27 protein-coding genes are annotated in these 25,497 nt (G+C 64.8%); 6 read left to right on the forward strand and 21 right to left on the reverse strand.

Features of this window, described 5'->3' with window-relative positions:
- The first annotated feature begins 94 nt into the window (after positions 1 to 94).
- From LZ519_RS05720 to groL, 3 genes are all read left to right on the forward strand, one after another.
- A complete protein-coding gene (locus LZ519_RS05720; RefSeq protein WP_249867750.1) occupies positions 95 to 1,492 on the forward strand; it encodes an MATE family efflux transporter in 1,398 nt (465 codons plus the stop codon).
- 120 nt (positions 1,493 to 1,612) lie between these two features.
- Positions 1,613 to 1,900 (forward strand): co-chaperone GroES, encoded by a 288-nt coding sequence (gene groES, locus LZ519_RS05725; protein ID WP_249867751.1) that lies wholly within the window; start codon positions 1,613 to 1,615, stop codon positions 1,898 to 1,900.
- Positions 1,901 to 1,948: 48 nt separating this feature from the next.
- The gene (gene groL, locus LZ519_RS05730) at positions 1,949 to 3,589 is read left to right on the forward strand and encodes a chaperonin GroEL (RefSeq protein WP_249867752.1); all 1,641 of its coding nucleotides are present in this window, start codon (positions 1,949 to 1,951) and stop codon (positions 3,587 to 3,589) included.
- A gap of 72 nt (positions 3,590 to 3,661) precedes the next feature.
- Here the strand turns inward: groL and LZ519_RS05735 are convergent, their stop codons facing one another.
- From LZ519_RS05735 to LZ519_RS05765, 7 genes are read right to left on the reverse strand one after another with little or no spacing between them, the layout of a single operon-like run.
- Complete coding sequence (locus tag LZ519_RS05735; RefSeq protein ID WP_249867753.1) at positions 3,662 to 5,119, reverse strand: M20/M25/M40 family metallo-hydrolase; 1,458 nt, start codon at positions 5,117 to 5,119, stop codon at positions 3,662 to 3,664.
- A gap of 56 nt (positions 5,120 to 5,175) precedes the next feature.
- The gene (locus LZ519_RS05740) at positions 5,176 to 5,985 is read right to left on the reverse strand and encodes a COG4705 family protein (RefSeq protein ID WP_249867754.1); all 810 of its coding nucleotides are present in this window, start codon (positions 5,983 to 5,985) and stop codon (positions 5,176 to 5,178) included.
- Positions 5,982 to 7,100: a cell division protein ZapE gene (gene zapE / locus LZ519_RS05745; RefSeq protein WP_249867755.1), complete on the reverse strand. Its 1,119-nt coding sequence runs from the start codon at positions 7,098 to 7,100 to the stop codon at positions 5,982 to 5,984. Before zapE ends, LZ519_RS05740 begins: the two co-directional genes overlap by 4 nt.
- Complete coding sequence (locus LZ519_RS05750; protein WP_249867756.1) at positions 7,097 to 7,582, reverse strand: PaaI family thioesterase; 486 nt, start codon at positions 7,580 to 7,582, stop codon at positions 7,097 to 7,099. The genes zapE and LZ519_RS05750 overlap by 4 nt, the downstream gene beginning before the upstream one ends.
- Positions 7,579 to 8,358, reverse strand: a complete 780-nt coding sequence (locus tag LZ519_RS05755; RefSeq protein ID WP_249867757.1) for a succinate dehydrogenase iron-sulfur subunit — start codon at positions 8,356 to 8,358, stop codon at positions 7,579 to 7,581. The genes LZ519_RS05750 and LZ519_RS05755 overlap by 4 nt, the downstream gene beginning before the upstream one ends.
- A gap of 52 nt (positions 8,359 to 8,410) precedes the next feature.
- Positions 8,411 to 8,881 (reverse strand): peroxiredoxin, encoded by a 471-nt coding sequence (locus LZ519_RS05760; protein ID WP_249867758.1) that lies wholly within the window; start codon positions 8,879 to 8,881, stop codon positions 8,411 to 8,413.
- On the reverse strand, positions 8,882 to 11,569 hold the full coding sequence (locus LZ519_RS05765; RefSeq protein ID WP_249867759.1) for a bifunctional [glutamine synthetase] adenylyltransferase/[glutamine synthetase]-adenylyl-L-tyrosine phosphorylase: 2,688 nt from the start codon (positions 11,567 to 11,569) through the stop codon (positions 8,882 to 8,884). It lies immediately after the preceding gene.
- A gap of 65 nt (positions 11,570 to 11,634) precedes the next feature.
- Here LZ519_RS05765 and LZ519_RS05770 point away from each other — a divergent pair, with 65 nt between their 5' ends.
- Positions 11,635 to 11,811, forward strand: a complete 177-nt coding sequence (locus tag LZ519_RS05770) for a hypothetical protein (protein WP_249867760.1) — start codon at positions 11,635 to 11,637, stop codon at positions 11,809 to 11,811.
- Between the two features lie 7 nt (positions 11,812 to 11,818).
- Here the strand turns inward: LZ519_RS05770 and LZ519_RS05775 are convergent, their stop codons facing one another.
- From LZ519_RS05775 to LZ519_RS05785, 3 genes are all read right to left on the reverse strand, one after another.
- The gene (locus LZ519_RS05775; RefSeq protein ID WP_249867761.1) at positions 11,819 to 12,451 is read right to left on the reverse strand and encodes a sigma-70 family RNA polymerase sigma factor; all 633 of its coding nucleotides are present in this window, start codon (positions 12,449 to 12,451) and stop codon (positions 11,819 to 11,821) included.
- Between the two features lie 93 nt (positions 12,452 to 12,544).
- Positions 12,545 to 12,688, reverse strand: coding sequence for a hypothetical protein (locus LZ519_RS05780; protein WP_249867762.1), 144 nt, complete (start codon positions 12,686 to 12,688; stop codon positions 12,545 to 12,547).
- A 109-nt stretch (positions 12,689 to 12,797) separates the two neighbouring features.
- The gene (locus LZ519_RS05785) at positions 12,798 to 13,595 is read right to left on the reverse strand and encodes a response regulator (protein WP_249867763.1); all 798 of its coding nucleotides are present in this window, start codon (positions 13,593 to 13,595) and stop codon (positions 12,798 to 12,800) included.
- A 292-nt stretch (positions 13,596 to 13,887) separates the two neighbouring features.
- On the opposite strand from LZ519_RS05785, the gene LZ519_RS05790 reads away from it, so the two are divergent.
- On the forward strand, positions 13,888 to 14,088 hold the full coding sequence (locus LZ519_RS05790; protein WP_249867764.1) for a NepR family anti-sigma factor: 201 nt from the start codon (positions 13,888 to 13,890) through the stop codon (positions 14,086 to 14,088).
- A 24-nt stretch (positions 14,089 to 14,112) separates the two neighbouring features.
- A complete protein-coding gene (locus LZ519_RS05795; RefSeq protein ID WP_249868871.1) occupies positions 14,113 to 15,648 on the forward strand; it encodes a sensor histidine kinase in 1,536 nt (511 codons plus the stop codon).
- A 114-nt stretch (positions 15,649 to 15,762) separates the two neighbouring features.
- Here LZ519_RS05795 and tatC read toward each other — a convergent pair whose 3' ends face one another.
- The 11 genes from tatC to LZ519_RS05850 form a co-directional block, all read right to left on the reverse strand.
- Positions 15,763 to 16,557 carry a twin-arginine translocase subunit TatC gene (tatC, locus tag LZ519_RS05800; RefSeq protein WP_249868872.1) on the reverse strand — a complete coding sequence of 265 codons (795 nt, stop codon included), beginning with the start codon at positions 16,555 to 16,557 and terminating at the stop codon, positions 15,763 to 15,765.
- A gap of 29 nt (positions 16,558 to 16,586) precedes the next feature.
- A complete protein-coding gene (locus tag LZ519_RS05805) occupies positions 16,587 to 16,922 on the reverse strand; it encodes a Sec-independent protein translocase subunit TatA/TatB (protein ID WP_249867765.1) in 336 nt (111 codons plus the stop codon).
- Positions 16,923 to 16,938: 16 nt separating this feature from the next.
- Positions 16,939 to 17,199 carry a twin-arginine translocase TatA/TatE family subunit gene (locus LZ519_RS05810; RefSeq protein WP_249867766.1) on the reverse strand — a complete coding sequence of 87 codons (261 nt, stop codon included), beginning with the start codon at positions 17,197 to 17,199 and terminating at the stop codon, positions 16,939 to 16,941.
- Between the two features lie 25 nt (positions 17,200 to 17,224).
- Entirely contained in the window at positions 17,225 to 17,815 is a 591-nt protein-coding gene (gene scpB / locus LZ519_RS05815; protein ID WP_249867767.1) for an SMC-Scp complex subunit ScpB, read from the reverse strand.
- On the reverse strand, positions 17,815 to 18,561 hold the full coding sequence (locus LZ519_RS05820; RefSeq protein WP_249867768.1) for a segregation and condensation protein A: 747 nt from the start codon (positions 18,559 to 18,561) through the stop codon (positions 17,815 to 17,817). The genes scpB and LZ519_RS05820 overlap by 1 nt, the downstream gene beginning before the upstream one ends.
- A gap of 97 nt (positions 18,562 to 18,658) precedes the next feature.
- The gene (locus LZ519_RS05825) at positions 18,659 to 20,239 is read right to left on the reverse strand and encodes a S10 family peptidase (RefSeq protein WP_249867769.1); all 1,581 of its coding nucleotides are present in this window, start codon (positions 20,237 to 20,239) and stop codon (positions 18,659 to 18,661) included.
- 116 nt (positions 20,240 to 20,355) lie between these two features.
- Positions 20,356 to 21,363 carry a beta-N-acetylhexosaminidase gene (gene nagZ / locus LZ519_RS05830; RefSeq protein WP_249867770.1) on the reverse strand — a complete coding sequence of 336 codons (1,008 nt, stop codon included), beginning with the start codon at positions 21,361 to 21,363 and terminating at the stop codon, positions 20,356 to 20,358.
- Entirely contained in the window at positions 21,363 to 22,049 is a 687-nt protein-coding gene (locus LZ519_RS05835) for an SPOR domain-containing protein (protein WP_249867771.1), read from the reverse strand. Before LZ519_RS05835 ends, nagZ begins: the two co-directional genes overlap by 1 nt.
- 1 nt (position 22,050) lies before the next feature.
- Positions 22,051 to 23,784: an arginine--tRNA ligase gene (gene argS / locus LZ519_RS05840; RefSeq protein ID WP_249867772.1), complete on the reverse strand. Its 1,734-nt coding sequence runs from the start codon at positions 23,782 to 23,784 to the stop codon at positions 22,051 to 22,053.
- A gap of 73 nt (positions 23,785 to 23,857) precedes the next feature.
- Complete coding sequence (locus LZ519_RS05845; protein ID WP_249867773.1) at positions 23,858 to 24,133, reverse strand: MarR family transcriptional regulator; 276 nt, start codon at positions 24,131 to 24,133, stop codon at positions 23,858 to 23,860.
- A 193-nt stretch (positions 24,134 to 24,326) separates the two neighbouring features.
- Positions 24,327 to 25,487: a deoxyguanosinetriphosphate triphosphohydrolase gene (locus LZ519_RS05850; protein WP_249867774.1), complete on the reverse strand. Its 1,161-nt coding sequence runs from the start codon at positions 25,485 to 25,487 to the stop codon at positions 24,327 to 24,329.
- Positions 25,488 to 25,497: the final 10 nt, after the last annotated feature.

Below are 25,497 nucleotides of genomic sequence, written 5' to 3' on the forward strand. Positions count from 1 at the left end.
TTCGCTACCCCAGAAGGCTTGCCATTGCGAGTGGGAGAGGCGCCCCGCCCTCACGCCGCTTGCCTGCGCGTTCCGCCCCCCGCATTGCGGCCGAATGGACGTTTCATCGGCTCTGGCAGACTCTCGAACTGCGAGACTTTGGAGCGCCGAGCTCAGGGCGACGCTCTCGCTCGCCTGGCCGCTGATCCTCGCCAACCTGACCCAGCAGCTGATCCAGGCCACCGACGTGCTGCTGATGGGCTGGCTCGGAGCGACGCAATTGGCCGCGGCAACGCTTGCGCTCAACCTCACCTGGACGTTCAACCTGTTCCTGTTCGGGCTGGTGACCGCGTGCTCGCCGATGATGGCAAGGGCGCTGGGGCAACGATCGAACGCCGTACGCGATGTCCGGCGGACCTTCCGCGCCGGGCTCTGGCTGCTCGTGTTCGCGCTCCCGCCCTACTGGCTCCTGCTGTGGAACGTCGGCGAGCTCATGCGGGCGCTCGGGCAGTCGGAGGAGCTTGCGAGCCAGGGCCAGACCTTCCTTCGCGCCTACATGTGGAGCACCGCGCCGTGGCTGCTGTTCCAGCTGCTCCGCAACTTCGTCTCGGCGCTGGAGCGGCCGCGGATCGTGCTTTGGCTCAGCCTGTTCGGGATAGCCCTCAATGCTTTGGTCAGCTGGTCGCTGATCTTCGGCCATTTCGGGCTTCCGGCGCTCGGGCTGGTAGGCGGGGGTGTCGGGACGACGCTGACCTGGATGATGCTGTGCGCCGCACTGATCGCGGTTACCTCCAGCGACCGGCAGTTTCGCCGCTTTCATTTGTTCGGCAACTGGTGGCGGTTCGACCGGCAGCGGATCCTCGAAATGGTCCACCTCGGGCTTCCGATCGGAATCACGATGGCTCTTGAGATGGGAGTCTTCGCGCTCGCCGCTTATTTCATGGGGTGGATTGGCGCGGTCGCCGTCGCGGCGCATGCGGTCGCTCTCCAGATCGCCGCCGTGACGTTCATGGTCCCTCTAGGGCTGGGCCAGGCTGCGACCGTGCGCGTCGGGCTGGCCGCCGGACGCCGTGACGAAGCAGGGATTACGCGCGCTGGCTGGACGGCTTGGACGCTCGGCGTCGCATTCATGGCCAGCATGGCGGCAGTGATGTGGGCCGTGCCGTATCGGCTGGTGACCTTGTTCCTGGCGGAATCTCCCGCAAACCTGGTCGTGATCGGCCTCGCCGTCACCTTCCTGAAGGTCGCTGCCGCATTCCAGCTGGTCGACGGCGCGCAGGTGATCGGCGCAGGGATGCTGCGCGGCCTTCACGATACGCGCTGGCCGCTCCTCTTCGCCTTCGTGGGCTATTGGGTGGTCGGGCTCGGAATCGGCACCTGGCTCGCCTTTGGAGCCGACTGGAAGGGCCTCGGCATCTGGATCGGTCTCGCGAGCGGGCTTGCCGCGGTCGCGATGCTGATGCTCGTCCGTTGGGTCATGCGCGACAGGCTGGGACTGACTCGGATCGTCTGAGCCAGCACCAGCGGGTGTTGACGGATGAACGCCCCACAACCATATGCCCGCCATCGCTGGCACTCTCAGGCCGAGAGTGCCAGACACATGTTCAACAACCTAGAGAGAGGGGCAAACCAGATGGGTTTCAGGCCGCTTCATGACCGAGTCCTCGTCCGCCGCGTCGAGGCCGATGAAAAGACCGCCGGCGGGATCATCATCCCCGATACCGCCAAGGAAAAGCCGCAGGAAGGCGAAGTCATCTCCGTCGGAACCGGTGCTCGCGCCGACGACGGCAAGGTCACGCCGCTGGACGTCAAGGCCGGCGACAAGATCCTGTTCGGCAAATGGTCGGGCACCGAGGTGAAGATCGACGGTGAAGACCTCATCATCATGAAGGAAAGCGACATCCTCGGGATCGTCGGCTGACCTTCGCAACGCAGTTCATTCATTCTTAAAACGGAAAGGTAGCCCAACATGGCAGCCAAAGACGTGAAATTCAGCCGCGACGCGCGTGAGCGCATCCTTCGCGGCGTCGACATCCTCGCCGATGCAGTCAAGGTGACCTTGGGTCCGAAGGGTCGCAACGTGGTCATCGACAAGAGCTTCGGCGCTCCGCGCATCACCAAGGACGGTGTCACCGTCGCCAAGGAAATCGAGCTCAAGGACAAGTTCGAGAACATGGGCGCGCAGATGGTCCGCGAGGTCGCCTCGAAGACCAACGACATCGCCGGCGACGGCACCACCACCGCGACCGTTCTTGCCCAGGCGATCGTTCGCGAAGGCATGAAGTCCGTCGCAGCGGGCATGAACCCGATGGACCTCAAGCGCGGCATCGATCTTGCCGTCACCAAGGTCGTCGACGACCTCAAGAAGCGGTCGAAGCCGGTCGCCGGATCGAACGAGATCGGCCAGGTCGGAAGCATCGCCGCCAACGGCGACACCATCGTCGGCGAGAAGATCGCCGAGGCGATGGAGAAGGTTGGCAAGGAAGGCGTGATCACCGTCGAGGAAGCCAAGGGCCTCGAGTTCGAGCTCGACGTCGTCGAAGGCATGCAGTTCGACCGCGGCTATCTGAGCCCCTACTTCATCACCAACCCGGAGAAGATGCAGGTCGAGCTCACCGACCCCTACATCCTCATCCACGAGAAGAAGCTTTCGAACCTGCAGGCGATGCTCCCGATCCTGGAAGCCGTCGTCCAGTCGGGCCGTCCGCTTCTGATCATCGCCGAGGACATCGAGGGTGAAGCTCTTGCGACCCTCGTCGTCAACAAGCTGCGCGGCGGCCTCAAGGTCGCGGCGGTCAAGGCTCCGGGCTTCGGCGATCGCCGAAAGGCGATGCTCGAGGACATTGCGATCCTCACAGGCGGCGAGATGATCAGCGAGGATCTCGGGATCAAGCTCGAGAACGTCACCGTGCAGATGCTCGGCACCGCCAAGCGGATCACCATCGACAAGGACAACACGACGATCGTCGATGGCGCGGGAACTCACGACGCGATCAAGGCTCGCACGGAGGCTATCCGCCAGCAGATCGAGAACACGACGTCCGACTATGACCGCGAGAAGCTGCAGGAGCGGCTTGCGAAGCTGGCCGGCGGCGTTGCCGTGATCAAGGTCGGCGGCGCGTCCGAGGTCGAGGTGAAGGAGCGCAAGGATCGCGTCGACGACGCGCTCCATGCGACCCGCGCCGCGGTCGAGGAAGGAATCGTCCCCGGCGGCGGTACCGCTCTCCTCTATGCGACCAAGGCGCTCGAGGGCCTCAAGGGCGGCAACGATGACCAGACTCGCGGCATCGATATCGTCCGCAAGGCGCTCTACGCCCCCGTCCGCCAGATTGCCTCGAACGCCGGCCACGACGGTGCGGTGATTTCGGGCAAGCTGCTCGAGGGCAATGACCCGACGCAGGGCTTCAATGCCCAGACGGAGGTTTACGAGAACCTGGTGAATGCCGGCGTGATCGATCCGACGAAGGTCGTTCGCACGGCTCTGCAGGACGCGGCCTCCGTCGCGGGGCTTCTCATCACCACCGAAGCGGCGGTGAGCGAGCTGCCGGAAGACAAGCCCTCGCCCGCAATGGCCGGCGGAATGGGCGGAATGGGCGGAATGGACTTCTAAGTCCTTCGCTCAACCAAAAAGAAGGGCCGGAGGAGCGATCCTCCGGCCCTTTTTTGTTGCACTGAGACCGCCTCAGCTCGCCAGGTCTTTGACCATCCGTTCCCAGTGCAGGATGTTGTCCCACAGCGACTGCACGGGGATCCGCTCGTCCTTCCCATGCGCTCGCTCGTCGTCCGGCGAAACGCCCCATTGGCCGTCGACTCCATAGACCGGCATTCCGCGCGCGCGGAACTCCAGGCCGTCGGTGGCACCGGTGCTCATCTGCGGGATGATCGGGACGCCCGGGAAGCGCGCGTGGACCGCGTCGGTATAGGCTTTGACAATGTCGGGCCGAAGCGGTGACACGGGCGTCGGCCGGCCGGCGTCGGGATAAGGCGTGACTTCGACGTTCGGTCCGACCGCTTGCTTCAGCTCAGCCTCGACCGCCTTGGGCTCGACTCCCGGCATGATCCGGCAATTGACCGTCGCTTCGGCAAGCTGTGGAAGCGCATTCTCCGCGTGGCCACCCTTGAGCATCGTCGCGACGCAGCGGGTGCGGGTCACCCCGACTTCGAGCGGATTGGCCTCGATGATGTCCGCGGCCGCTCCGTCATTCGGGTTGGCAAGCCAGGCCCGCATCGCATTGCCGAGCTCGGTCGGCCCCTCCTGCTGGGCCCGGGCGGTGAAATAGGCGCGCGTCGTTTCCGTCAGCATCGGCGTGAACCGGTGCGCCTCCAGCTTCTTGAGCGCGTCCGCAAGCTGGTAGATTGCGTTGTCGGGCCGCGGCCGCGAGCTGTGGCCGCCTGGATTGTGCACCCGAAAATAATAGCTCTGGAACGTCTTTTCAGAAGTCTGGATTCCGAAGCCCAGCGGCGCTCCGTCGCGGGTGAAGGCCCCGCCGCCGGCATCGGCGTTGAGGACGAACTCCGCTTCAGTCCACTTGCGCCAGTCGGTCGCTCCGAGCTCGGCGCCCCTGCCCTGCGTTTCCTCGTCGCCAGTGAACTGGATGACGATATCGCGGTCTGGCTTGAAGCCGGACTGGCGAAGCTTCATCAGCGCGACCATCGCCGGCACCAGCCCGCCCTTGTCGTCGCCGCTTCCGCGTCCGTAGAAATATCCGTCCTTTTCCACCAACGTGAACGGATCGGTCGTCCAGTCGCTCGGAAGCGCCTCGACGACATCCATATGCGCGATGATCAGCATCGGCTTGTGCTTGGGCGTTCCGGCCGCCGGCCAGCGCGCGATCAGCGCCGCCGTCTGCTTGTCGTTCGCCGATTCATAGGGAAGCACGTGAATGTCGTCGGCTGACCAGCCCGCGGCCTTCAGTTGGTCTGCGAGATAGGCTGCGAGCTTCGGCACGTTGTGCCGTCCCGCGACGGTCGGCGTTTCAACCGCCGTCTTGTAGATCTCGCGCGCCTTCTGCTCCCAGACCGGCGGAAGCTTCGGCGCTTTGGCCAAAGTCGCTGGCGGCGGCGAATTGATCGCAATGGTCGGGGCCTGCGCAAGCGCAGTGCAGGATATGCAGGCGAGCAGGACGGCAAGGCGGCGCATGATGGTGAATCTCCCCTGGAATAAGTGGCGGAAAGCTACGCGTCCCGCGCAGCCCGTCAAGCAGCCGCTTGTTCGGCGTCCTCGGCGCCTCGCCTGGCGCCAATCGCCACAACCGCGACGAGAACGACAGCGAGGCACAGTGAAGCAACCGGCCGCGACAGGTCGAGGCCGCCCTTCGAGAAGGGCTTGTCGAGAAAGTCGCCCACCGTGGCTCCGAGCGGACGGGTAAGGATGAAGGCTGCCCAGAAAAGGGCAGTGCGGTTGACCCGGGTCGAAAAGTACAGGGTGGCAACGACCGCAATCGCCCCACCGAATAGTGCGGCCCCGCCCAGGTACCCAAGGCCGCCATCGTCGGCGGCCCAATCACCAAGCGCCGTGCCTAGCGTCTGGCTGAAAGTGATCGTCATCCAGTAGAAAAGTTCGGTACGGCCGCTCACCACATGCGTCGAAGACACCCGGCCTTCGACCAGCTTCCAAAGCGCAAGCGACCCGAGAACCAGCACGAGAAGAACCAGTGAGCCTCCCGCGTAGCCTATCCCCAGCGAGCGGTCGGCAAAATCCGCCAGGGTCGTCCCGGCCGTTGTCGAAGCAATGATCGTCGCCCAGTAAAGCGCAGGCCGATAGGTTCTGGCTCGCACCTGAAGCGCAACGAGAAGGGCGAGCGCCAGTCCAAACAGACCGGTCCCGACGAGATAGCCGTTGATGCCATTCTGGCCGGCCTGTGCGGTCGTCTCGCCAAGCCAGCTCATGCTGACGGTGTCGCCGGCAGTCTCGCCGAGCGTTGTCGCGAGGATCTTCGCGATCCAGAAGCCAAGCGTGACGGCGGGGACCTTGCTTGGCCCATGCTCGGCGACTTTGACCGTCAAGATTTATTCTCCCGATCCGTGCCGTGGCCTTTGGCAAGATATTCGACGCTTCGCATCTCCTCGAGGCGGCTTGAGGTCCTCTCGAACTCGAAACGGCCATCGCCCAAAGGGTACAAGCCGGCCGGCTCGGCATCGGCGGCAGCGAGGAGCTTCACGCGGTGCTCGTACAGCTCGTCCACGAGGGTGACGAAGCGGGCCGCTTCGTTTCGCATCTCGGGCCCCATGACCGGGATTCCGACGATAATCACGGTGTGGAATCGCTGCGCGATGGCGAGATAGTCAGCCGCTCCGCGCGGCTCTCCGCACAGGCGCCTGAACGAGAAGACGGCGACTCCCTTGAGGCTCTTGGGCACGTGCAGGCTCCGTCCGCCGCCTACGGGCAGTTCCTCGCTCGGCACCTTGTCGCGGTTTTCGACTGCATAGTCGGTGAGCTGGAAGAAGGCGCGGCTGAGCGCCTCGGTCGCCTCAGGGCCATTGGGCACATGCCACACCTCGACGCCTGCGAGCCGGTCGAGCCGGTAATCGGTCGGTCCGTTGACCTCCACCACATCGAAGCGAGTTTCGATCGTCGTGATGAAGGGCAGGAAGAGCTCGCGGTTCAATCCATCCTTGTAGAGGTCGCTCGGCGGCCTGTTGGACGTTGCGATCACCCGCACCCCGCGCTCGAGCAGCTTCTCGAACAGGCGCGAGAGGATCATCGCGTCGGCGGCGTTGGTGACCTGCATTTCGTCGAAGCAGAGGAGTTTGGCTTCCTCGGCGATCGCTTCGGCTACGTCCTCGACCGGATCGCCTTCTTCGGTCGCGCGCGCGGCCTTCAGCCTTTGGTGGGTCTCGAGCATGAAGGCGTGGAAGTGCACGCGGCGCTTGGGCTCCACGTCGATGCTTGCGTAGGCGAGGTCCATCAACATCGACTTGCCGCGACCTACCCCGCCCCACAGATAGACGCCGGCGAGTGCGGCCTTCGGCTTTCCGAACAGGCCGAGGATGCCGCGGCCGTTGGCCAGCGCCTGCGCAAGCCGGTCGAGGGCGACGACGGCGCGCTGCTGCGCCGGGTCACCCTTGAGCTCCTGATCCTGGAGTAGCCGCGAGTACGCGTGGCCCACTGGCCCTGTCATGCCGGCGCGTTTCGGTCCCGGATGCGCTTCAACGTGCCCGTGAAGCTGTAGCAGGGCTCGCCGTCCTGCCTGACCACGCCCTGCAGGAAGACATGCCCGCGCGTCTGCTTCACCAGCTCGACGTGCGCGTCCAGCGGCACCCCGGCCTTGCCGCGCGCGAGGAAATGGGTGGTCATGTCGAGCGTGACGTAGTGCCCCGACGCCATTCCGGCGCAGCGGCCGCCGGCGAACATGCTCATGTCGATGAAGCTCATCACCGCTCCGCCGTGAATGGAGCCGCCCATGTTCATATGCGCTTCGGTCGGGAACATGCGGCAGATTCCGCGGCCGGGACCGTCCGGCTTGAACAGCAGCCGCCCGGTCGCGGCGGCGAAGGAGCTCGGGGGAAAATCGCCCCAGGTGAACCAGCCGGGATTGTCGGCGTCTTCCTTTGCCCCCGACGGCAGGCCGACGTCTTCCATCAGCCCGGAGTCGTCGCTCAAGCAGCGCGCTCCGCGATGAGCTTCTTCGTCTCCGCAATGGCTTTTGCAGGCGAGAGGCCCTTGGGACACACGTTCGCGCAGTTCATGATCGTATGGCACCGATACAGGCGGTAGGGGTCTTCTAGCTCGTCGAGGCGCTCGCCGGTCGCCTCGTCGCGGCTGTCGGCGATGAAGCGATACGCCTGGAGGAGGACCGCGGGGCCGAGGAACTTGTCGGCGTTCCACCAATAGCTCGGGCAGCTCGTCGAGCAGCAGAAGCACAGGATGCATTCGTAGAGGCCGTCGAGCTTCGCTCGGTCCGCCGGCGACTGCAGGCGCTCCTTACCCGACGGAGCGGGGGTCACCGTCTTAAGCCACGGCTGGATCGAAGCATATTGCGCATACTGGTGGGTCAGGTCGGGAACGAGGTCCTTTACCACCTCCATGTGCGGAAGCGGCGTGATCTGCACTTCGCCTTTGAGATCCTCGATCGGAGTGGTGCAGGCGAGGCCGTTTCGGCCGTCCATGTTCATGGCGCACGACCCGCAAATGCCCTCGCGGCACGACCGGCGGAACGTCAGCGTCGGATCGATTTCGTTCTTGATCTTGATGAGCGCGTCGAGGACCATCGGGCCGCATTTCGACAGGTCGATCGTGTAACGGTCCCAGCGCGGGTTGGCGCTGTTGTCCGGATCGTAGCGATAGACTTTGAACGTCTTCAGCTTCTCACCGGTCTCCGGCTTGTAGATCCGACCCTTTGTGATCTTGCTGTTCCGCGGAAGCGTGAACTCGGCCAACGCGCTTGCTCCTTCAGGCTTGGGCGGGCGCTATCACGGCGGCGCCGCCCTTTCAAACGCTGGTGGCTTGTTCGCGAACTGCGGCGAGGACCTCCTGCGCGTGGCCGGGCACCTTCACCTTGCGCCAGCTCCTGACGACCTTGCCGTCGGCGGCGATCAGGAAGGTGGAGCGCTCCATCCCCATATATTTGCGCCCGTACATGGACTTCTGGACCCATGTTCCGAACGCGTCGGAGATCCGTCCGTCCTCGTCCGATGCGAGCGGCACCTTCAGGTGGTACTTGCCGATGAACTTCTCGTGCTTCTTCATCGGGTCGCGTGAAACTCCGACGACCAAAGCGCCGGCCTTTTGGAAGTCGGATGTCAGGGCTGTAAAATCCTGGGCCTCGCGGGTGCAGCCGGACGTGTCGTCCTTGGGGTAGAAATAGAGCACGAGCGGCTTGCCCGGACCGGCGAGATCGATGGTCCGGCCTTCGCTGGTTTCGAGGTCCAGCTTGGGCGCCTTGTCACCGTCAGAAATCATTTATGCGCTTCCTTTCACGCGTTCCCACAGCTTGGAGACGCTCTGGCGCGCTTCGTCGTGGCGGGCAAGGAGGTCGGCCCAACTGTCCGACCCGCAAGCACGCGCCATCAGCTCGCAACTTTCCTCGCTGGGGCTTGCGGTCTCTGGCGCGAGGAGGCGCAGAGTCACCAGCATTTCAGTTAGCAAATGTTGTGCAGAGATAATATTTTGCTCAACCAATTCAGCGTCCGCAAGCTGCTTCACGGCGACTTCGAGCCGAGGATCGAGCCCGATCTTGCGGGTCAGCTGGAGCACGTGAATCGCGAATTCCAGGTCGACCAGCCCGCCTTCGCTGAGCTTTACGTCGAGGGGCCCTGACGGCGCCTTGTGGCGGGCAATTTCGGAACGCATCCTGACCGCGTCCGCGACAACCTTCGCCGGATCCGCCGGGAGATTGAGGACCTCCGATATCAGCGCGGAGACCGTCGCACGGGCCGATTCGGAGCCATAGACGGGGCGCGCACGCGCCAGCGCCATATGCTCCCAGGTCCAGGCCTCGCTCCGCTGGTAGTCCGCGAACGCGTCGACCGTCACTACCAGCATACCCTTGGAGCCCTGGGGACGAAGGCGCGTGTCGACATCGTAGAGCGGCCCTGCGGGCGTGGGAACGCTCAGCGCGGCTGTCACCCGGTTGGCCAGCCGGTTGAAGTAATTGGCCGGACCGAGCGGCTTCGGTCCAACCGACTGTTCCGCTTCGGGCTGGGTGAACAGGTAGATGATGTCGAGGTCGGAAGCGTTGGTGAGCACCTCGCCTCCAAGGCGCCCGAGACCAATGATGACGAGCTCGGCTCCGGGGAACTTGCCGTGCGCCTCCTCGAATTCCGCAACCGTCGCATCGGCGAGCGCGACCAGCGTACCTTCGGCAACGCGTGCATAGCCACGCCCGACGGTCAGCGGGTCCTCACGAAGGTCGATTAGCTGCACGCCGAGAGCAAAGCGGCGATCGTTGATGGTTCTGCGGGCGCGGTCGATCGCCACCTCATAGGGCTGGCCGCGTATCTCTTCCTTGAGGAAAGCCGCGAAATCCGAAGCGCTCGGCACCGGATCGAAGCATGAGGAATCCAGTAACGAGTCGAGGAGTGCCGGGCGCCGGGCAAGCAGCTCCGAGAGTGCCGGAGCATGGGCGAGGATTCGTGCCACGAGCGTGGTCAGCCCGGGCCTTGCCTCCAGCAGCCGGTAGAGGTTCACTCCGCTCGGGATTCGCTCGATCACGTCGGCCAGGCGGTTGAGCGCTCGCATCGGGTCGGCGCTCGTCGCAATCGCCTCGATCAGCGCGGGAAGCATGGCCTCGAACGCCTGCTTCGCCGCAGCAGACCGTAGCGACCGGGGCCGACCGGACCGCCATTCCGTCACCCGGCGGACAGCTGACTCGGCGTCTGGAAAACCCAGCTTCTCCAGGTCCGAGCGCAACGCGTCGGGATTTGCCGGAAGCCGCGCCGAATTCCCGCCCGCAAGTTCGTCGAACGCGGCGCCGACACGTTCGACGGAAGGACCAAGCCAGTCGAGGAGCTCGTCGCCTGCCTGGAAGCCGTGCAGCCGGGCAACGTTCGTCAGACCCTCCTCGCCCGGCGGAAGCAGGTGGGTCTGCTGGTCGTCGACCATCTGCACCCGGTGCTCCGCCGTGCGAAGCCGGCGGTAAGCCTCGGCAAGGTCGTCGCCGAGCTTCTTCTCCAGGTGCCCAGCCTTCTGAAGCACCTCGATGGCGTCAAGCGTGGCGCCGGGGCGAAGCTGCGGCTCCCGGCCGCCGTGCACGAGCTGCTGAGCGTGGACGTAGAATTCCACCTCGCGAATCCCCCCGCGCCCGCGCTTGAGGTCGAAGCCGCGGCCGAATTGCTGGCGGTCGGAATAATGGTCGCGGATCCGTTCGCTGATCGAGCGCACCTCCTCGATCGCCCCGAAATCCAGTGCGCGCCGCCATACGAACGGCTCGATCGCCGAAAGAAAGGCAGCACCGACCTCGCGGTCGCCGGCGCAGCAGCGAGCACGGATGAGAGCCGCCCTCTCCCATCCCACTGCCGCCGATTCATAGTAGGAAATGGCCGCATTTACCGGCAGCACGATCGGAGTGACCTCCGGCGACGGACGAAGCCTGAGGTCCACCCGCTCCACGAATCCGTCCTCGGTCCGCTTCTGGAGCAGTTCGACGAAGCGCCGCCCGATGCGCACGGCCGCGTCGCCCGGCTCGTCGCGTTCCCGGCGCGGAAGGGTTTTCGGATCGAACAGGAGAAGCAGGTCCACGTCGGAAGAAAAATTGAGCTCCCGGCTGCCGAGCTTTCCCAGAGCGATCACCGACAGTCCCTGCGGCTCCTCTTCGGGGAAAAGCTCGGCCATTGCCGCTTCCACCGACCGCTGGATCGCGGCGTCAGCGAAATCTGACAGGAATGCGGTCACTTCGCGAAGAGACAGCTCACCGGAGAGGTCACCGAGCGCGACCGCGAGCGAAAGCGCCCTGCGCCGCCGTCGCAATTCGGCGTCGACCGTTTTCCCGCCGGTTTCGATTGCCTCTGCAGCAGCCGCTTCAGGCCCCGAGGTGACGAAGCGCTCGACGATGTCCGGCCGCGCCGCGCTCGCTTCACGAAGGAAGGGAGCGTGCGCATTCGCCCGTTGGATTGCACCGAGGCGGTCTGGCGATGGTTTGGCGCTCACCATTTCGTCTGTGCCCCAATCCGGCAAAGGAGGAAACTTCCCCCCTTGGTCAGTCGTTCTGCTGGGAGATGAAGGTAACAAAGACGATGGCAACGAACGCGATGGACATGGATCGTCGGCCGATCCGTATCGACATGCCGCCCGAACATGCGGGCGTCATGCGGGCGCTTCGTCGTGCCTTCCAGGCGGCCGCGAACGAACCGTCGGACCGTGATTTCGCCGAGCTTTTGCGAAAGTTGAACTAAACGCGCCTCAAAGGTCGCGGCTGAGTTCGTCCACTTCACCCATGATCGTCTGGAGCGCCGACTTGTCGGGGTCCGTCTTGTGCTGCCGGCGTGACGGCAGCTTGCCGCTGGAAAGGAGCCCTTCCAGCGCCACCCGGCCGCGCGCGACCCGGCTCTTGATTGTCCCGACGGCGCAACCGCAGATTTCCGCCGCTTCTTCATAAGCGAAACCGCCGGCACCGACGAGGATAAGCGCCTCGCGCTGCGGCTGCGGCAGGTGCATCAGTGCGCGCTGCATGTCGGCAAGCTCGATATGCCGGTCCTGGCTGGCCGGCGCGGCGAGGATCTTCGAGGCCGTCAGCTCGTCCCATTCACCCTTGAAGCGGGCTCGGCGCATCTGGCTGAGGAAGAGGTTGCGAAGGATGATGAACGTCCACGCGCGCATGTTCGTCCCCGCCTGGAAGCGCTTGCGCGCAGCCCAGGCCTTGAGGAGCGTTTCCTGGACCAGGTCGTCGGCCAGGTCGCGGCTTCCGGAAAGCGAGCGGCCGAAGGCGCGCAGGTGCGGGATCACCGCCGCAAGCTGATCCTTGAACTCAGGATCGGAGAGCGGAATCAGCTCTTCGGGCTTGTCAGCCGCGTCGTCGTCGTCAGTTGCGGCCATTATTCCCCGTCACCTTTGCTCACACGCCGCCCTGGGGGACGGACGCTGAACCTGAACTTACCATGTTGGTTGCGGGTCAAGCGAAACAAGAGGTCATCCACCCAGCCCGAAAAGCAGGAGGAATATGATGACTACCAGTACGAGGCCTACGCCGAGCACATAGCGAGTCATGTGCGGAGTGGCGCCGCCGCGCGCCTCCGTGGTCGTCACATGTTCAGTTGGCTCGTTGGTGCTCATGGCCTCCGCTCAATCCCTGTTTCCCCAGCCAACGCCGCTTGCGGAACCATGTTCCCGACGCGCAACGATTGAGCCGACTGACCGCCCGTTTCGGCCGTTCGAAGGGACCTCAGGCCGGCACTGTTGCGGCGTCGAAGAAGAGCGCCTGGGCGATCGCCGCCTTCACCGTCGACCGCTGGAACGGCTTCGTAATCAGGAAGGTCGGTTCGGGTCGCGTCCCGGTCAGGAGCCGCTCGGGAAATGCGGTGATGAAGATCACCGGCACCGAAAATTCGACGAGAATGTCGCGAACCGCGTCGATTCCGCTGGAATCGTCCGCGAGCTGGATATCAGCGAGGACGAGTCCTGGCGGGCTCTGGCGAGCCATGGACACTGCTTCGTCGCGCGTGACCGCAACTCCGGTGACGTTATGACCCAGATCGCGGACGATCGTTTCGATGTCCATCGCGATGATCGGCTCGTCCTCGATGATGAGGACGTCGGTCAGGGTCTGACGCTCGATCTCGCTAAGCGCTTCGGCAACCAGCGATTCGACGTCGTCGGGGCTGGCGCCGATCAGGTAACCGGCATCCTCCGACGAAAATCCCTCCAGCGACGTAAGAAGGAGCGCCTGGCGCGACAGCGGTGTGATCTTCGAAAGCCGGGCGTGGGCAATGCCCTCGGCGCCGGAAATGTCCTTCGACGGCTCCTCGCCCTCCTCCACGTTGGCAGTCGACCAGATGGCGTGAAACGTCTTGTAGAGACCCAATCGGGGGTCGACGTCGCGCGGGAACTCGTCCGGCTGCGCGACAATGGCTTCCAGCGTAGCGCGCACGAAGGCGTCGCCATGGGCCTGGCTGCCGGTCAGCGCGCGCGCGTAGCGGCGCAGGAATGGCAGATGTGGCGCAAGTTCCTGTCCAAGCGACATGGGTCACGGATCTCCTAATCAGGGACGTTTCCTCCCTATTGAGGAGCGGTCCGGTCGTTGCAACCCTCGAAGGAACGGCACTCGCGTGCCGAGGCGCTCCCCCGCAGAGATATGCGTTGGAACAAAGCATCAGCCATTTGGTTTCCGCCCATGTGGCGGGGTCGCCGTCTGGTCGTTGACGAGACGGGAGCGCCAAAGTTACGGCACGAAACGGCGCTCCCTCATGGAAAACCGTTGCACTGCGCTTGATACTCGCCTCAAGGGCGAAGCGCACATACCCGCACAAGGGGGGATGGATAGGTTGAGTGACAGCAAGGTGGGCGATTCGGGCGGGCCCAAGGTGAGCAAGAAGATCAGTGCGGCCAGGCGGCCGATCAAGCCGCGCGGGAAGCGCGGTGCCGACGTCGGCCGGGCGCTTCGATCCGTCTATGACGAGACTTTGCGCGAAGAGGTGCCCGACGATTTCCTCGACCTGCTCGGCAAGCTCAATTGAGATTCTAAAGGAGCCGACTCGGTGATGGCCGCTGCCGCCGAGCGTTTCGCCCGTCTCTCGACGCCGGCGAAGCTGTTGCTGATCCTCACCGCGGCGCTTCTTCCCATCGGGTTCGGACTGGGTTGGGTGGCCTATGCGGGCATTCGCGAGGCTAATGCGACCCTCCAGGCGCAATCGAACGACAAGGCGCGCAATGCTGCCCGCGCGATCGAAAGCCTCGTTGCCCGAAACGCGCTCGCGCTCCGAGTGGCCGCTAACGGGAGGATGGAGGGCCCCGACCCGTGCGGCCCGGTCCAACGCTCGCTGACCATCGCCCCCGCCGTGGCACAGCAGTTCCGCCTCGAAACTCCAGAGGGGCAGCCGATGTGCAGTGTCGGCGATATCGGCGATACCGGCCTTCTTTCCCCGGTCGCGCCCGGAGACATCCGGCTTCGGGTCGCTCCCGACGAGGATTCGCTGATCCTGCAGGTCGGCGTAGTCGGCGGCATCGCGACAACCACCCTTTCGACCACCGAGCTGCGCTCTGCCGCACTTGACGGCGGAAGCGTGGTTCACGGCGTCGCGATCAAGGACGGACAGCGCCAGATCGACATTATGAGTGCGGAAGAGAATTCCGAACCTGGGCATGAGCCGTCGGTGACCCGCTGGGCGATCGCCAACGGCCGGCTGATGGTCGAAGTCGAGGGCCAGGTGCCGACCGTCACGACCGGCGACCGGATCGTGATCCTGCTTCCCGTCGTCATGTGGTTCATCGCTGCGCTGATGACGTGGTTGATGGTCACGCGGCTGCTGATCCGGCCTCTCCGGCGGCTGCAGCGCGTGGTTTCGCAATATGAACCCGGCGGTCCTGCGCTCGAGCTCCCAAGGAAGCTTGGCCCGGCGACCGAAATCCAGGAGCTTCGCGACGCTTTTGCCCGTGCGGTGACCCGGGTCCAGGAGTCCGAAGGGGAAATGACCGCCGCACTTGAGGGCCAGCGCCGGCTTGTTCGCGAGGTTCATCACCGGGTGAAGAACAATCTGCAGGTGATTGCCTCGCTACTCAGCATCCATGGGCGAACCACCGAAAGCGAAGCCGGCAGAGCCGCTTACGGAGCGATCGGGCGAAGGGTAAGCGCGCTCGCGATCGTCCACCGCAACCATTATGCGGAAATGGAGGAAAACCGCGGAATCTCGATCCGGCCCCTGTTGTCCGAGCTCGCAGCCGAGCTTCGCGCCGGAGCGCCCGAGCAGGCCCGACGGGTTTCCGTCGACCTGGAGGTCGAGCCGCTTCACACGACCCAAGACGTCGCCGTGTCGGTCGCTTTCCTGATCACCGAGGTCGTCGAGTTCGCGATGCTCAACCGTCCCAGCGACCCAGTCGAGATTTCGCTTCGCCGAACAAGCGAGTTGACCGCTCGAATGACGCTGGCAAGCCCGGTCCTGAACCCGGATGCCGAGGATGTTCGCGAGCAGGTTCAGTTTGAAAGAATCATTGCCGGCCTCGCAAAGCAGTTGCGTTCGACGCTCGATCGGCGGCTCGGACGCTACAGCGTCGACCTCCCCGTATTTCCCGGGAGATAGGGGATCGTTTCGCTGGTGGCGAAAAAAAATCTGTCTGTGTCGGAACCGGGGCAAAAGAAGGGGCGTTTGGTACTTCGGATAGTGACCTTTTGCCCCCCCGCTCTCGCTATCCGATTAAATGGGCCCGGAACCGCCAACCCTCCCCCCCCCCGGTGGCGCTTCCGGGCCCTCACTTTTTTCAGCTGAAGCCGACGCCGACGCATTGCGCGCGGCTCGCCAGTGCGTGACCCGAATCGCCAGGATCGCCAGCTCGTAAAGTGAGTAGAGGGGAACAAGCAGAAGCATCATCGACACCGCGTCCGGCGGGGTCAGGACGGCGGAAACGGCCGCTGACGCGACGATCGCGTAGCGACGGTGCTTGGTGAGCTGCTGCAGAGTGACGATCCCGGTCCGCTCCAGAATCATCAGCAGGATCGGAGTTAGGAATGCCACCCCGAAGCCGAACAGGAAGCGGGTGCAGAAGGTGAGGTAGTTTCCGACGCCCGGAAGCGCCTCGCGCTGGACTCCGCCGACGTCGCCCTGGAACCCCAGCAGGAAGTGCAGCGCCCAGGGCATCGCGACGTAGTAGGCGAAGGCTGCCCCTGTGAGGAAAAACACCGGCGTCAGCATCAGGAACGGAAGCAGCGCCTTCTTCTCCTTGGCGTAGAGCCCGGGAGCGACGAACTTCCAGATCTGGATCGCGAAGAAGGGGAAGCCCAGCATTAGGGCAGCGAACAGCGCGACCTTCACCTCCGCGAAGAAAGCTTCGAAGACATCGGTGTAGATAAGTCGCCCTTCGCCGGCCTGGAGAAGCGGCTGGACGAGGAAACCGAAGATCGGCTTGGCGAAGTAGAGGCAGGCGGCGAACAGAAGCACCAGAAGCCCGACCGACCACAGGAGCCGACGCCTCAGCTCGATCAGATGCTCCATCAGCGGCGCCTTGGTTTCGTCGATGTCTTTCACGGAAGCTCGCGCTTCCCGGCTTCGCCCAAGGGCAGGCGCGGCTCCTCCACAGAGTCGGGAGGGATCGGAGCGGCCTCAGCTGTCGGTGGCTCCAGCGCGGGATGCTCGCGCATGATCCGCTCGTTCTCCTCACGCCACTTCTTCTCCATCTCCTCGAGCTCGGCTTCGCGGATCATCGCTTCAATCCCGCTGGTGAAATGCCGCGACATGGCGCGAATCTTCCCGACCCAGCGGCCGATGGTGCGCATCGTCGCCGGAAGCTCCTTCGGTCCGATGAACAAAAGGGCCAGCACGGCGACGATAATGAGCTCGGTGGAATCGACGCCGAACATGGCCCGGCAGTCCTCCTCAGCCGCGCGGCTGTTCGTCCTCGCGGGGGCGGGGCTCGGGCGTGACTTCGATCGGCTGTTCAGGCGCCCGGCCCTGGGGCGGGAGCTGGCGCGGGTCGTCGCGCTTGTCGGCGGGCTTGTCGTCCTCGCTCATCCCCTGCTTGAAGCTTTTGAGGCCCTTGGCGACGTCGTTCATCATTGCCGAGAAGCGGTTCCCGCCGAACAGCAGCAGGAGGAACAGGCCGAGAATGATCCAGTGTATGAGGCTGAAACCGCCCATGAGCACACTCCAATCTAAGGGCTATCTAGTCCGCCTCTTCCTGTGATTCCAGCCGCTCCTCGGATTCGGAGTCCAGGTCGAGCTGGAAAATCGCGTCCTCGAGCGGATCGAGAAGTCCCGCCGCCTTCAGATCGTCGATTCCCGGGAGGTCCTTCCGCGAGCCGAGGCCGAAGTGAGTCAGGAACTCCGGAGTGGTAGCGTATAGGAGCGGCCGGCCGGGCACTTCGCGCCGCCCGGCGGTCTTTACCCACCCGGCCTCCATCAGCACGTCCAGCGTGCCCTTGGAGATCTGGACCCCGCGAATGGCCTCGATATCAGCCCGGCTGACCGGCTCGTGATAGGCGACGATTGCCAGAGTCTCGGTCGCTGCACGCGACAGCCGGCGCGGCTCCTCGCGAGTGCGGCGAAGCAGGTGCGCGAGGTCCGGAGCGGTCTGGAAGTGCCAGCGCCCTCCCCGCTCGACCAGCTCGATTCCGTGGCCCTGGTAGCGCTCGGCGAGCTCGGCAAGAGCGGCGGCGACATCGCCCTCCCCTGCATACGCAGCGATTTCAGCAGCGCCGAGCGGCTCGGCAGACGCGAATACCGCGGCTTCAACCGCCCTCACGAATTCGTCCATCAGGCGGCAACCTTCAGGCTCAAGGGAGCGAAAGCTTCCTCCTGCAACAGGTCGAGGCGGCCGCGGCGGGCGAGCTCGAGAGCCGCGAGGAAGCTGGACGCGAGCGCGGAGCGGCGAAGCTGGGGATCGTCGGTCTGGGGAAGGAAGGCCTCCAGCTGCATCCACTCGATCGCCATCCCGAGCATCGCGCTGACCCGCTCTATCGCTTCTTCGAGAGTCATCACGGAGCGGGCATGGACGACGTGCATCGGCGGCTGGCTTCGTGCCTTCACCGCTCCATAGGCTGCGTAGAGATCGAAGGCGCTGACCTGCCAGGCGGACTTGCGGACGAGCCGGAGCCCTTCCGGCGCTCCGCGCTGGAACACGTCGCGGCCAACCCGGTCACGGCCAAGAAGGCGCGCCCCGGCCTCGCGCATGGCATCCAGCCGCTGGAGCCGCATCTGGAGCCGGAGAGCGATCTCCTCGGGGCTGGGATCTGCCTCCGGATCCTTTGGAAGCAGGAGGCAGGATTTCAGGTAGGCGAGCCACGCTGCCATCACGAGATAATCGGCGGCGATCTCGAGCTTCAGCGCGCGCGCATCGCTCAAATAGGCAAGATATTGCTCGACGAGGTCGAGGATCGAGATTTGCGCGAGGTCGACCTTCTGCGAGCGCGCTAAGCTCAGCAGCAGGTCGAGCGGGCCCTCCCAGCCGTCGAGGGTGAGATTGAGCTCGTCGCCGTCGCGAGCAGCCGAATTGAGCGTCACAACCGCCACAAATGAAGATTAGCTCAAATCCCGCACATTGTAAGCGAAGGGCGCTCGCCGCGACCCTGCACAATCCACAAATATGTGGACGAACGGGCTACTTCGCCTGGGACACGGCCCGATTGATGAAATCCTGGACGTCCAGGCGCATCCGGTGGAGCGCCTCCGGGTTCAGGTAGACCATGTGTCCCGAGGGATAATAGCGGAACTCCAGGTTCTGTTGCTGGGCCGGCTCGAGCATCATGTGGTTGAGGTCATATTCCGTGCCGAAGAACGGCGTCGCCATGTCGTAATAGCCGTTGAGCGACAGCACCTTGAGATAGGGGTTGGTGCGCATCGCCGAAGCCAGGTCGATCGCCGTATTGGGATTGTTCAGCGCGAAGCGGACGCCCGGCGCCTCATGCTTCCAATCCCACTTGTAGCCTTCCTCCTCGCTGGCGCTGAGGCGGTACTGCATGTCGGTCTGGTAGCCCAGGCTGGCCAGATAATCGTGATGGACGCCAATGAAGCCGCCGCTGATTGCGACGTCGGAAGCGTCGAATTCCGGGCTGTCGCCAGACGCGTCGGCATCGACCCCCATGTATCGCGAATCAAACCGCCCCACCGTCTGGCGCTGGTCGCGAAGCAGCTCCTTGCGGAATTGCGACAGCCCGACGCGCAGGTCAGCATTTTCGATGAACCTGGGCGAGAGGCCCGTGAGCTGGCTCATCTGCTGGGCTATGCTGGCGCGCTCTTCGGGGCTGATCGTCTGCCCCTTCTCCAGAGCCGTCGCATAGGCGCCCTGGGCGAATGCCCGGCCCTGGGCGACCGCTTCCTCCAGCGTCGTGGGAGGATTGGCCATCTTGTGGTGGTACCAGGCGGTCGCCGCATAGCTTGGGATATAGTTGATGAAGTCGCGGTCCAGGCCCGGCTGCCGGCGGCCGTAGTTCATGATCGACGACAACAAGACGACGCCATTGAGCGCCATTCCCCGATCCTGGAGCTGGTAAGCGAGCGCTCCGGACCGGGTGGTGCCGTAGCTTTCGCCGAACAGGAACTTGGGGCTGCTCCATCGATCGAACTTCGTCACGTAGCGGATGATCGCCCGGGCGAATGCGTCGGCGTCTTTATCGACCCCGTAGAAGTCGGCCGGCTTGGCGTCCCCGAGCATCCGCGAATAACCGGTTCCCGGAGCGTCGATGAACACCATGTCGGTGCTTCCTAGCAAGGTGTCCGGATTGGGCCCGTAGTTGAACGGCGCCGGCCGGATGTAGCTGGCGTTCTCGGTCTGGATGCGGGTCGGGCCGAACGATCCCATTCTAAGCCACAGGGAAGCGGAGCCCGGACCGCCGTTGTAGAAGAAGGTCACCGGCCGGCGGGCGCCCGGCACTCCGTCGAGCGTGTCCGCTGTGTAAAAAATGCTCGCCGTCGGCTTGCCGGCCGCGTCGCGGATGGTCAGCGTTCCCGCTGTTGCGGTATATTTCAGGCTGCGCCCGTCAACGGTGACACTGCCGCGCTTTGAGACCGTTCGTTCCTCAACAGGCGCGACGGCCCAGGCAGCCTTTGCGGCGTCTGCCATCGCCTGCTTGTGCAGCTCTTCAACGCTATTGGCCTTTGCTTGAGCAGGCTCCGGATCGGCGGCCGCTAGCGGAGTCCCGAGCATGAGGGCGAATGCGGCCAAAGCATGAAGCAAGCGCATCAAGACAGGTCTCCGGTGCGAGTTCAGGAAGACTCCCATCTTGGCCAAACTTAGTTGCGCACCGCAACCCTCTTCATCGACGAACCGCCGGTCTCGCTCTGCGAGCGCGCCGGTGCTCAGACCAGCGCGAGAAGCTCGTCGCGCTTGGCGATCAGTTCCTCGAAGCCGGGACCGTCCGCGGGGTCGGAGGCGATCACCATGGCCTGCCGGAGCCGCTCTTCGCCTTCGCTGGTCATCCGCGGGGCGGCCGCGGCGACCGCGACCATCTCGTCCATCTTGCCCGAGCAATGAAGGGCGGCGTCGCAACCGGCGGCGATGACCCCCGCGGCTCGCGCTCCAAAATCGCCCTGGAGCGCCTCCATCCCGATGTCATCGCTCATCAGCCAGCCGTCGAAACCGATGCGGCCGCGAACGATGTCGCGGATCACTACGGGCGACAGGCTCGCCGGACGTTCTTCGTCCCAGGCGGTGTAGACCACGTGCGCCATCATCCCCATCGGCGCCCAGTTGAGCTTCGCGAACGGCTCCAGGTCCACCGCGAGCTCATCCTCACCGGCCTCGACGATCGGAAGTTCCTTATGGCTGTCGCACAACGCACGGCCGTGACCCGGAATATGCTTCACGACCCCGACGACTCCCGCCGACGCGAACCCGTCGAGCACCGCCCGGCCCAGCGCAGACACCTGCATCGGTTCGGCGCCCAGAGCGCGGTCGCCGATGATATCGTCGGCACCCTCCTGGCGGACGTCGAGCAACGGCAGGCAGTCGACGTTTACGCCGCAATCCCTGAGCATCAGCGCCAAAGCGCGCGCGTTCGCCATCGTCGCCTCGATCGCCGACGTGGGCGCCTTGGAATAAAGGTCGGCGAACGCCCATGACGGCGGGAATCTGGGCCATTCGGGCGGCTGCATTCGCGCGACCCGGCCGCCCTCCTGGTCGATGAGGATGGGGAGGTCCGCACGGCCGGCCAGGCCGCGAAGTTCTTCGGTCAGCGCCCTTAGTTGCTGAGGGTCTATGCAATTGCGCTTGAACAGGATGTACGCCGCCGGTTCGGCGTCCCTAAAGAAATCACGCTCGTCGTCGGTGAGAACGTCGCCTGCGAGGCCGTAAATCGCGGCCTGCATCAGCGGGCGATGAAGCAGCTCTCGCCGCCCGCCTGGATTGCCTGGCACGCCTGGCGAGCAGCGTCGGGGGACGATGCCGCGGCGCGAAGGCGGTAGCCGCTGCTGCCGCCCGCGGAATAAGGCACGACCATCTTCGTGAGCCCGGACAGCGACGGAAAGCGGGTCTTCAGCACAGTCCACGCGCGCTCCGCCTGCGCGGTGTTTTTGAATGCGCCGAGCTGGATCACGCTGCCGGCGGCACCCGAGGACTTCGGCTGCTGCGGCGGGGCCGGTTTTTCCACCGGAGGCGCAGGGGTTTGGCTCGCAGGCTGTTCCGTCGGGGCGGTTGTCGCAGGAACGTCCTCGCGTCCGTCGCCGAGGTTGAGCCGCGAATCCACGTCCTGACCGGCGCTGGTTTCGAAGGTGGTCTGGCTTTCGCCGGCGATGTCGAGGCCGCCCGGGTCCTCCGGCTTGACCTTGTAGGGCGTCGTCGGCGCCCTGATCAGCTCCGGCTCGCCGGCGCCTGCCTCACCGTCCCGGCTTCCGAGCCAGAAGAAGGCGGCGGCGATCGCGGCAGCGAGCAAAAGCACGACGAGAACTCCGACGAGCATCGCGCGTGCGGAAATTCCGCTCGGCGCATCCTCGTCCTCGACCTCCTGAAGCCAGGGCAGAGAGTCTTCGTCATAGCCGCTGCGGCTGTCCGTCATCTCAGCGCATCTCCTCGGCGGCTTCGACACCCATCAAATCGAGGCCGCTGCGGATGATTTGCCCGATGCCGAGCGCCAGTTCCAGACGCGCCCGAGAAAGCTGTGGGTCGTTCTCGATAAGGAATCGCCGGCCGGGATCGTCGTTGCCCCGGTTCCACAGCGCGTGGAATGCCGCCGCAAGGTCGTACAGATAGAAAGCGATCCGGTGCGGCTCATGCGCCATCGCCGCGCTTTCGACGGTGCGCGGGAATTGCGCCGAGAGCTTCACCAGCGCCAGCTCCTCGTCGTCGAGAAGCGAGAGGTCCGCCGCCGCATCGAGCTCCACGCCGGCGTCCGCGGCCTTGCGCTTCAGCGAGCTGATGCGCGCATGCGCGTACTGGACGTAGAAGACGGGATTGTCCTTCGACGCCTCGACAACCTTGGCGAAGTCGAAGTCGAGCGGTGCGTCGGCGCGGCGGGTCAGCATCATGAACCGAACCACGTCCCTGCCCACCTCGCGAACGACGTCCGCGAGAGTAACGAACGTGCCGCCGCGCTTCGACATCTTGACCGGCTCGCCGGCGCGGAACAGCCGGACCATCTGAACCAGCTTCACGTCGAGGTCGACGCGGCCATCAGTCAGCGCCCGGACCGCAGACTGGACGCGCTTCACCGTCCCGGCATGGTCGGCGCCCCAGATGTTGACTAGGTGGTCGGCGCTCTGTGCCTTGCGAAGGTGATAGGCCGCGTCGGAGCCGAAATAGGTCCAGCTTCCGTCCGACTTCTTCATCGGCCGGTCCTGGTCGTCGCCGAACTCGCTCGATTTGAAGAGCGTAAGCTCGACCGGCTCCCACTCGTCATGCTCGTCGAGGCTCTTCGGCCGCTCGAGCGCGCCTTCGTATACGAGGCCCTTCGACCGCAGGGTGTCCAACGCGGCGTCGACGGCCCCTTCCTTCTGGAGCTCGGCCTCCGAAGCGAACTTGTCGAAGTGAATGCCGAGCAGGCCCAAATCGTGGCGGATCAGGTCGAGCATCGCCGCGACCGCGCGTTTGCGGAACAGCTCGAGCCACTCGGCCTCCGGCGCGTCGGCATATTGGCCGGCAAACTCGGCCGCCAGCAGCTCCCCGATCGGCTTCAGATAGTCGCCCGGGTACATGCCCTCGGGGATGTCGCCGATGTCCTCACCGAGCGCCTCGCGGTAGCGCAGGTGCACCGACCGGGCGAGCGTATCGACCTGACCGCCCGCGTCGTTGACGTAATATTCCTTGGTGACCCGGAAACCCGCCGCCTCGAGCACGCGCGCGAGCGCGTCGCCGACCACTGCGCCGCGGCAATGGCCCATGTGCAGCGGCCCGGTCGGGTTGGCGGAGACGTATTCGACATTCACTCGCTCGTTCGCGCCGATCGTCGAGCGGCCGTAATTTTCCCCATCGCGCAGGATCGTCTTGAGCTCGTCGCGCCAGGCGTCGGCGGAGAGCCTGAGATTGATAAAGCCGGGGCCGGCCACATCGACCGAGATCACCGCCGGGATCGCCTCCAGCTTCGGAGCGATCGCTTCGGCAAGCGCACGAGGGTTGGTCCGCGCCTGCTTGGCGAGCACCATCGCCGCGTTCGTCGCCAAGTCGCCGTGACTTGGGTCGCGCGGAGGCTCGACCGCCACCGCCTTCCGGTCGGCGTCGGCCGGAATGAGGCCTTCGGACTGAAGCTCGTCGAGCGCTTCGTCGAGAAGCGCCGAATATTGCGCGTAGAGGCTCAATTGCTCACCTGTGGTCGGGAGCGAGCGCGTCTAGCGCAGCGTCACCGGCTCGTCACTACGATGTGATTCGGCCTTAGCCGACCTTCAGGCCGGCCGAAGCAAAGCAGGCCTCCATTGCGCGCTGGCCGGCGGGTGTCAGCTTCACGCTGACGGCTCTCTTGTCCCTCTTGTTCGACGAGAGCGTCACGAACCCATGCCTGTGCAGCTCGCGAAGCCAGCGAACGGTCGTGGTGCGGGGGATTTCGGCACGGATTGCGAGATCCCCAACGCACAGGTCGCCTTCGGCTGGAGGCAGCCCGAACAGCACGAGCAGCAGGTCCCATGCCGGACCGGTTGCATCGACGGGCATCAAGTGTTTGCGCCGCTCCTGGCGCAGGCGCAGCAAACGCCGCGCCAGGTGGCGCGGCTCGTCAGCCGACCAATCGTGATGCGCGATATCGACAGTAGGTCTCCCGAATCTTCATGCTTAACTTTAGCTAGTATCCCGTTGAATAAATGTTTCGCAAGACAGCGAAATTCAAGTGCTTGATTCCTGACCCAAGTTAGAAACGGTCCGGCAGCTCCACCGGGCCGATCAGCTGCGCATGTTGGGCGATCGCGAATCGGTCCGTCATCCCGGCGATAAAGTCGGCGATCCGCCGTACCTGCTGCGTTTCGCCATTCTCCGTTCGCCACTCGGACGGAAGCAGGGAGAGATCGGAGCGATAGGCCCGAGCCAGGCCGGCGACGACTCGCTGCGCCTCCACGCGTACCGACACCAGTTCCGGCGCATTGTAGAGATTGTCATAGAGGAAGCGCTTGAGCCCCTTTTCCTCATCCCTCAGCTCCGCTGAAAATCCGGCGAGTTGCCGTTCCGCTGCCCTAACCTCGTCGATGGAGCGGACGCCGCTTTCGGCGACCCTGCGTTCGGTCTCCGCGATTACGTCGCTCACCATGGTTCCGATCATGTCGCGGACCAGCGCGCGCTGCATCTTCTCGCGCGGAAGCTCCCCCACCCGAGCTACGATCGCCTTCCAGTGCCGCCCGACCAACGCGACTTCCAGCAGCGCATGGAGATCGATGAGCCCCGCGCGCAGGCCGTCGTCGATATCGTGATTGTCGTACGCAATGTCGTCGGCGATCGCAGCGACCTGCGCTTCGAGCGAGGGCCAGCTGTCCAGCTCCAGGTCGAACTCGGCGTTGGCCTCCTCAAGCGCCCAGCGAGGGTCTGTCACCGGACCGTTGTGCTTTGCGAGACCTTCCAGCGCTTCCCAGCTCAGGTTGAGCCCGTCAAAGCCGACATAGGGGGTCTCCAGCCGGGTCACGATGCGGACCGTGTGCCCGTTGTGGTCGAAGCCGCCGGCGTCCGCCGTGGCCTCCTCCAGCGCATCTTCCCCCGCGTGGCCGAACGGCGGGTGCCCGAGGTCGTGCGCGAGGCACAGCATCTCGGTCAGGTCCTCGTTCAGGCCAAGCGCTCGGGCGATGGTGCGCCCGATCTGCGCCACCTCCAGGCTGTGGGTCAGCCGCACCCGGTAATGGTCGCCGTCCGGAGCGACGAACACCTGCGTCTTGTGACGGAGGCGCCGAAAAGCGACGGAATGGATGATTCGGTCGCGGTCGCGCTGGAAGATGTCGCGCGGACCTCGCGGGCCGTCGTCGCTTTCGGGATGAAGCCGGCCGCGCGACAGGCGTGGCTGGGCGGCGAGGCTGGAGAGCACCGGCATGCGGTGCGCT

Source organism: Sphingomonas anseongensis (assembly GCF_023516495.1).
Taxonomy (GTDB): domain Bacteria; phylum Pseudomonadota; class Alphaproteobacteria; order Sphingomonadales; family Sphingomonadaceae; genus Sphingomicrobium; species Sphingomicrobium anseongensis.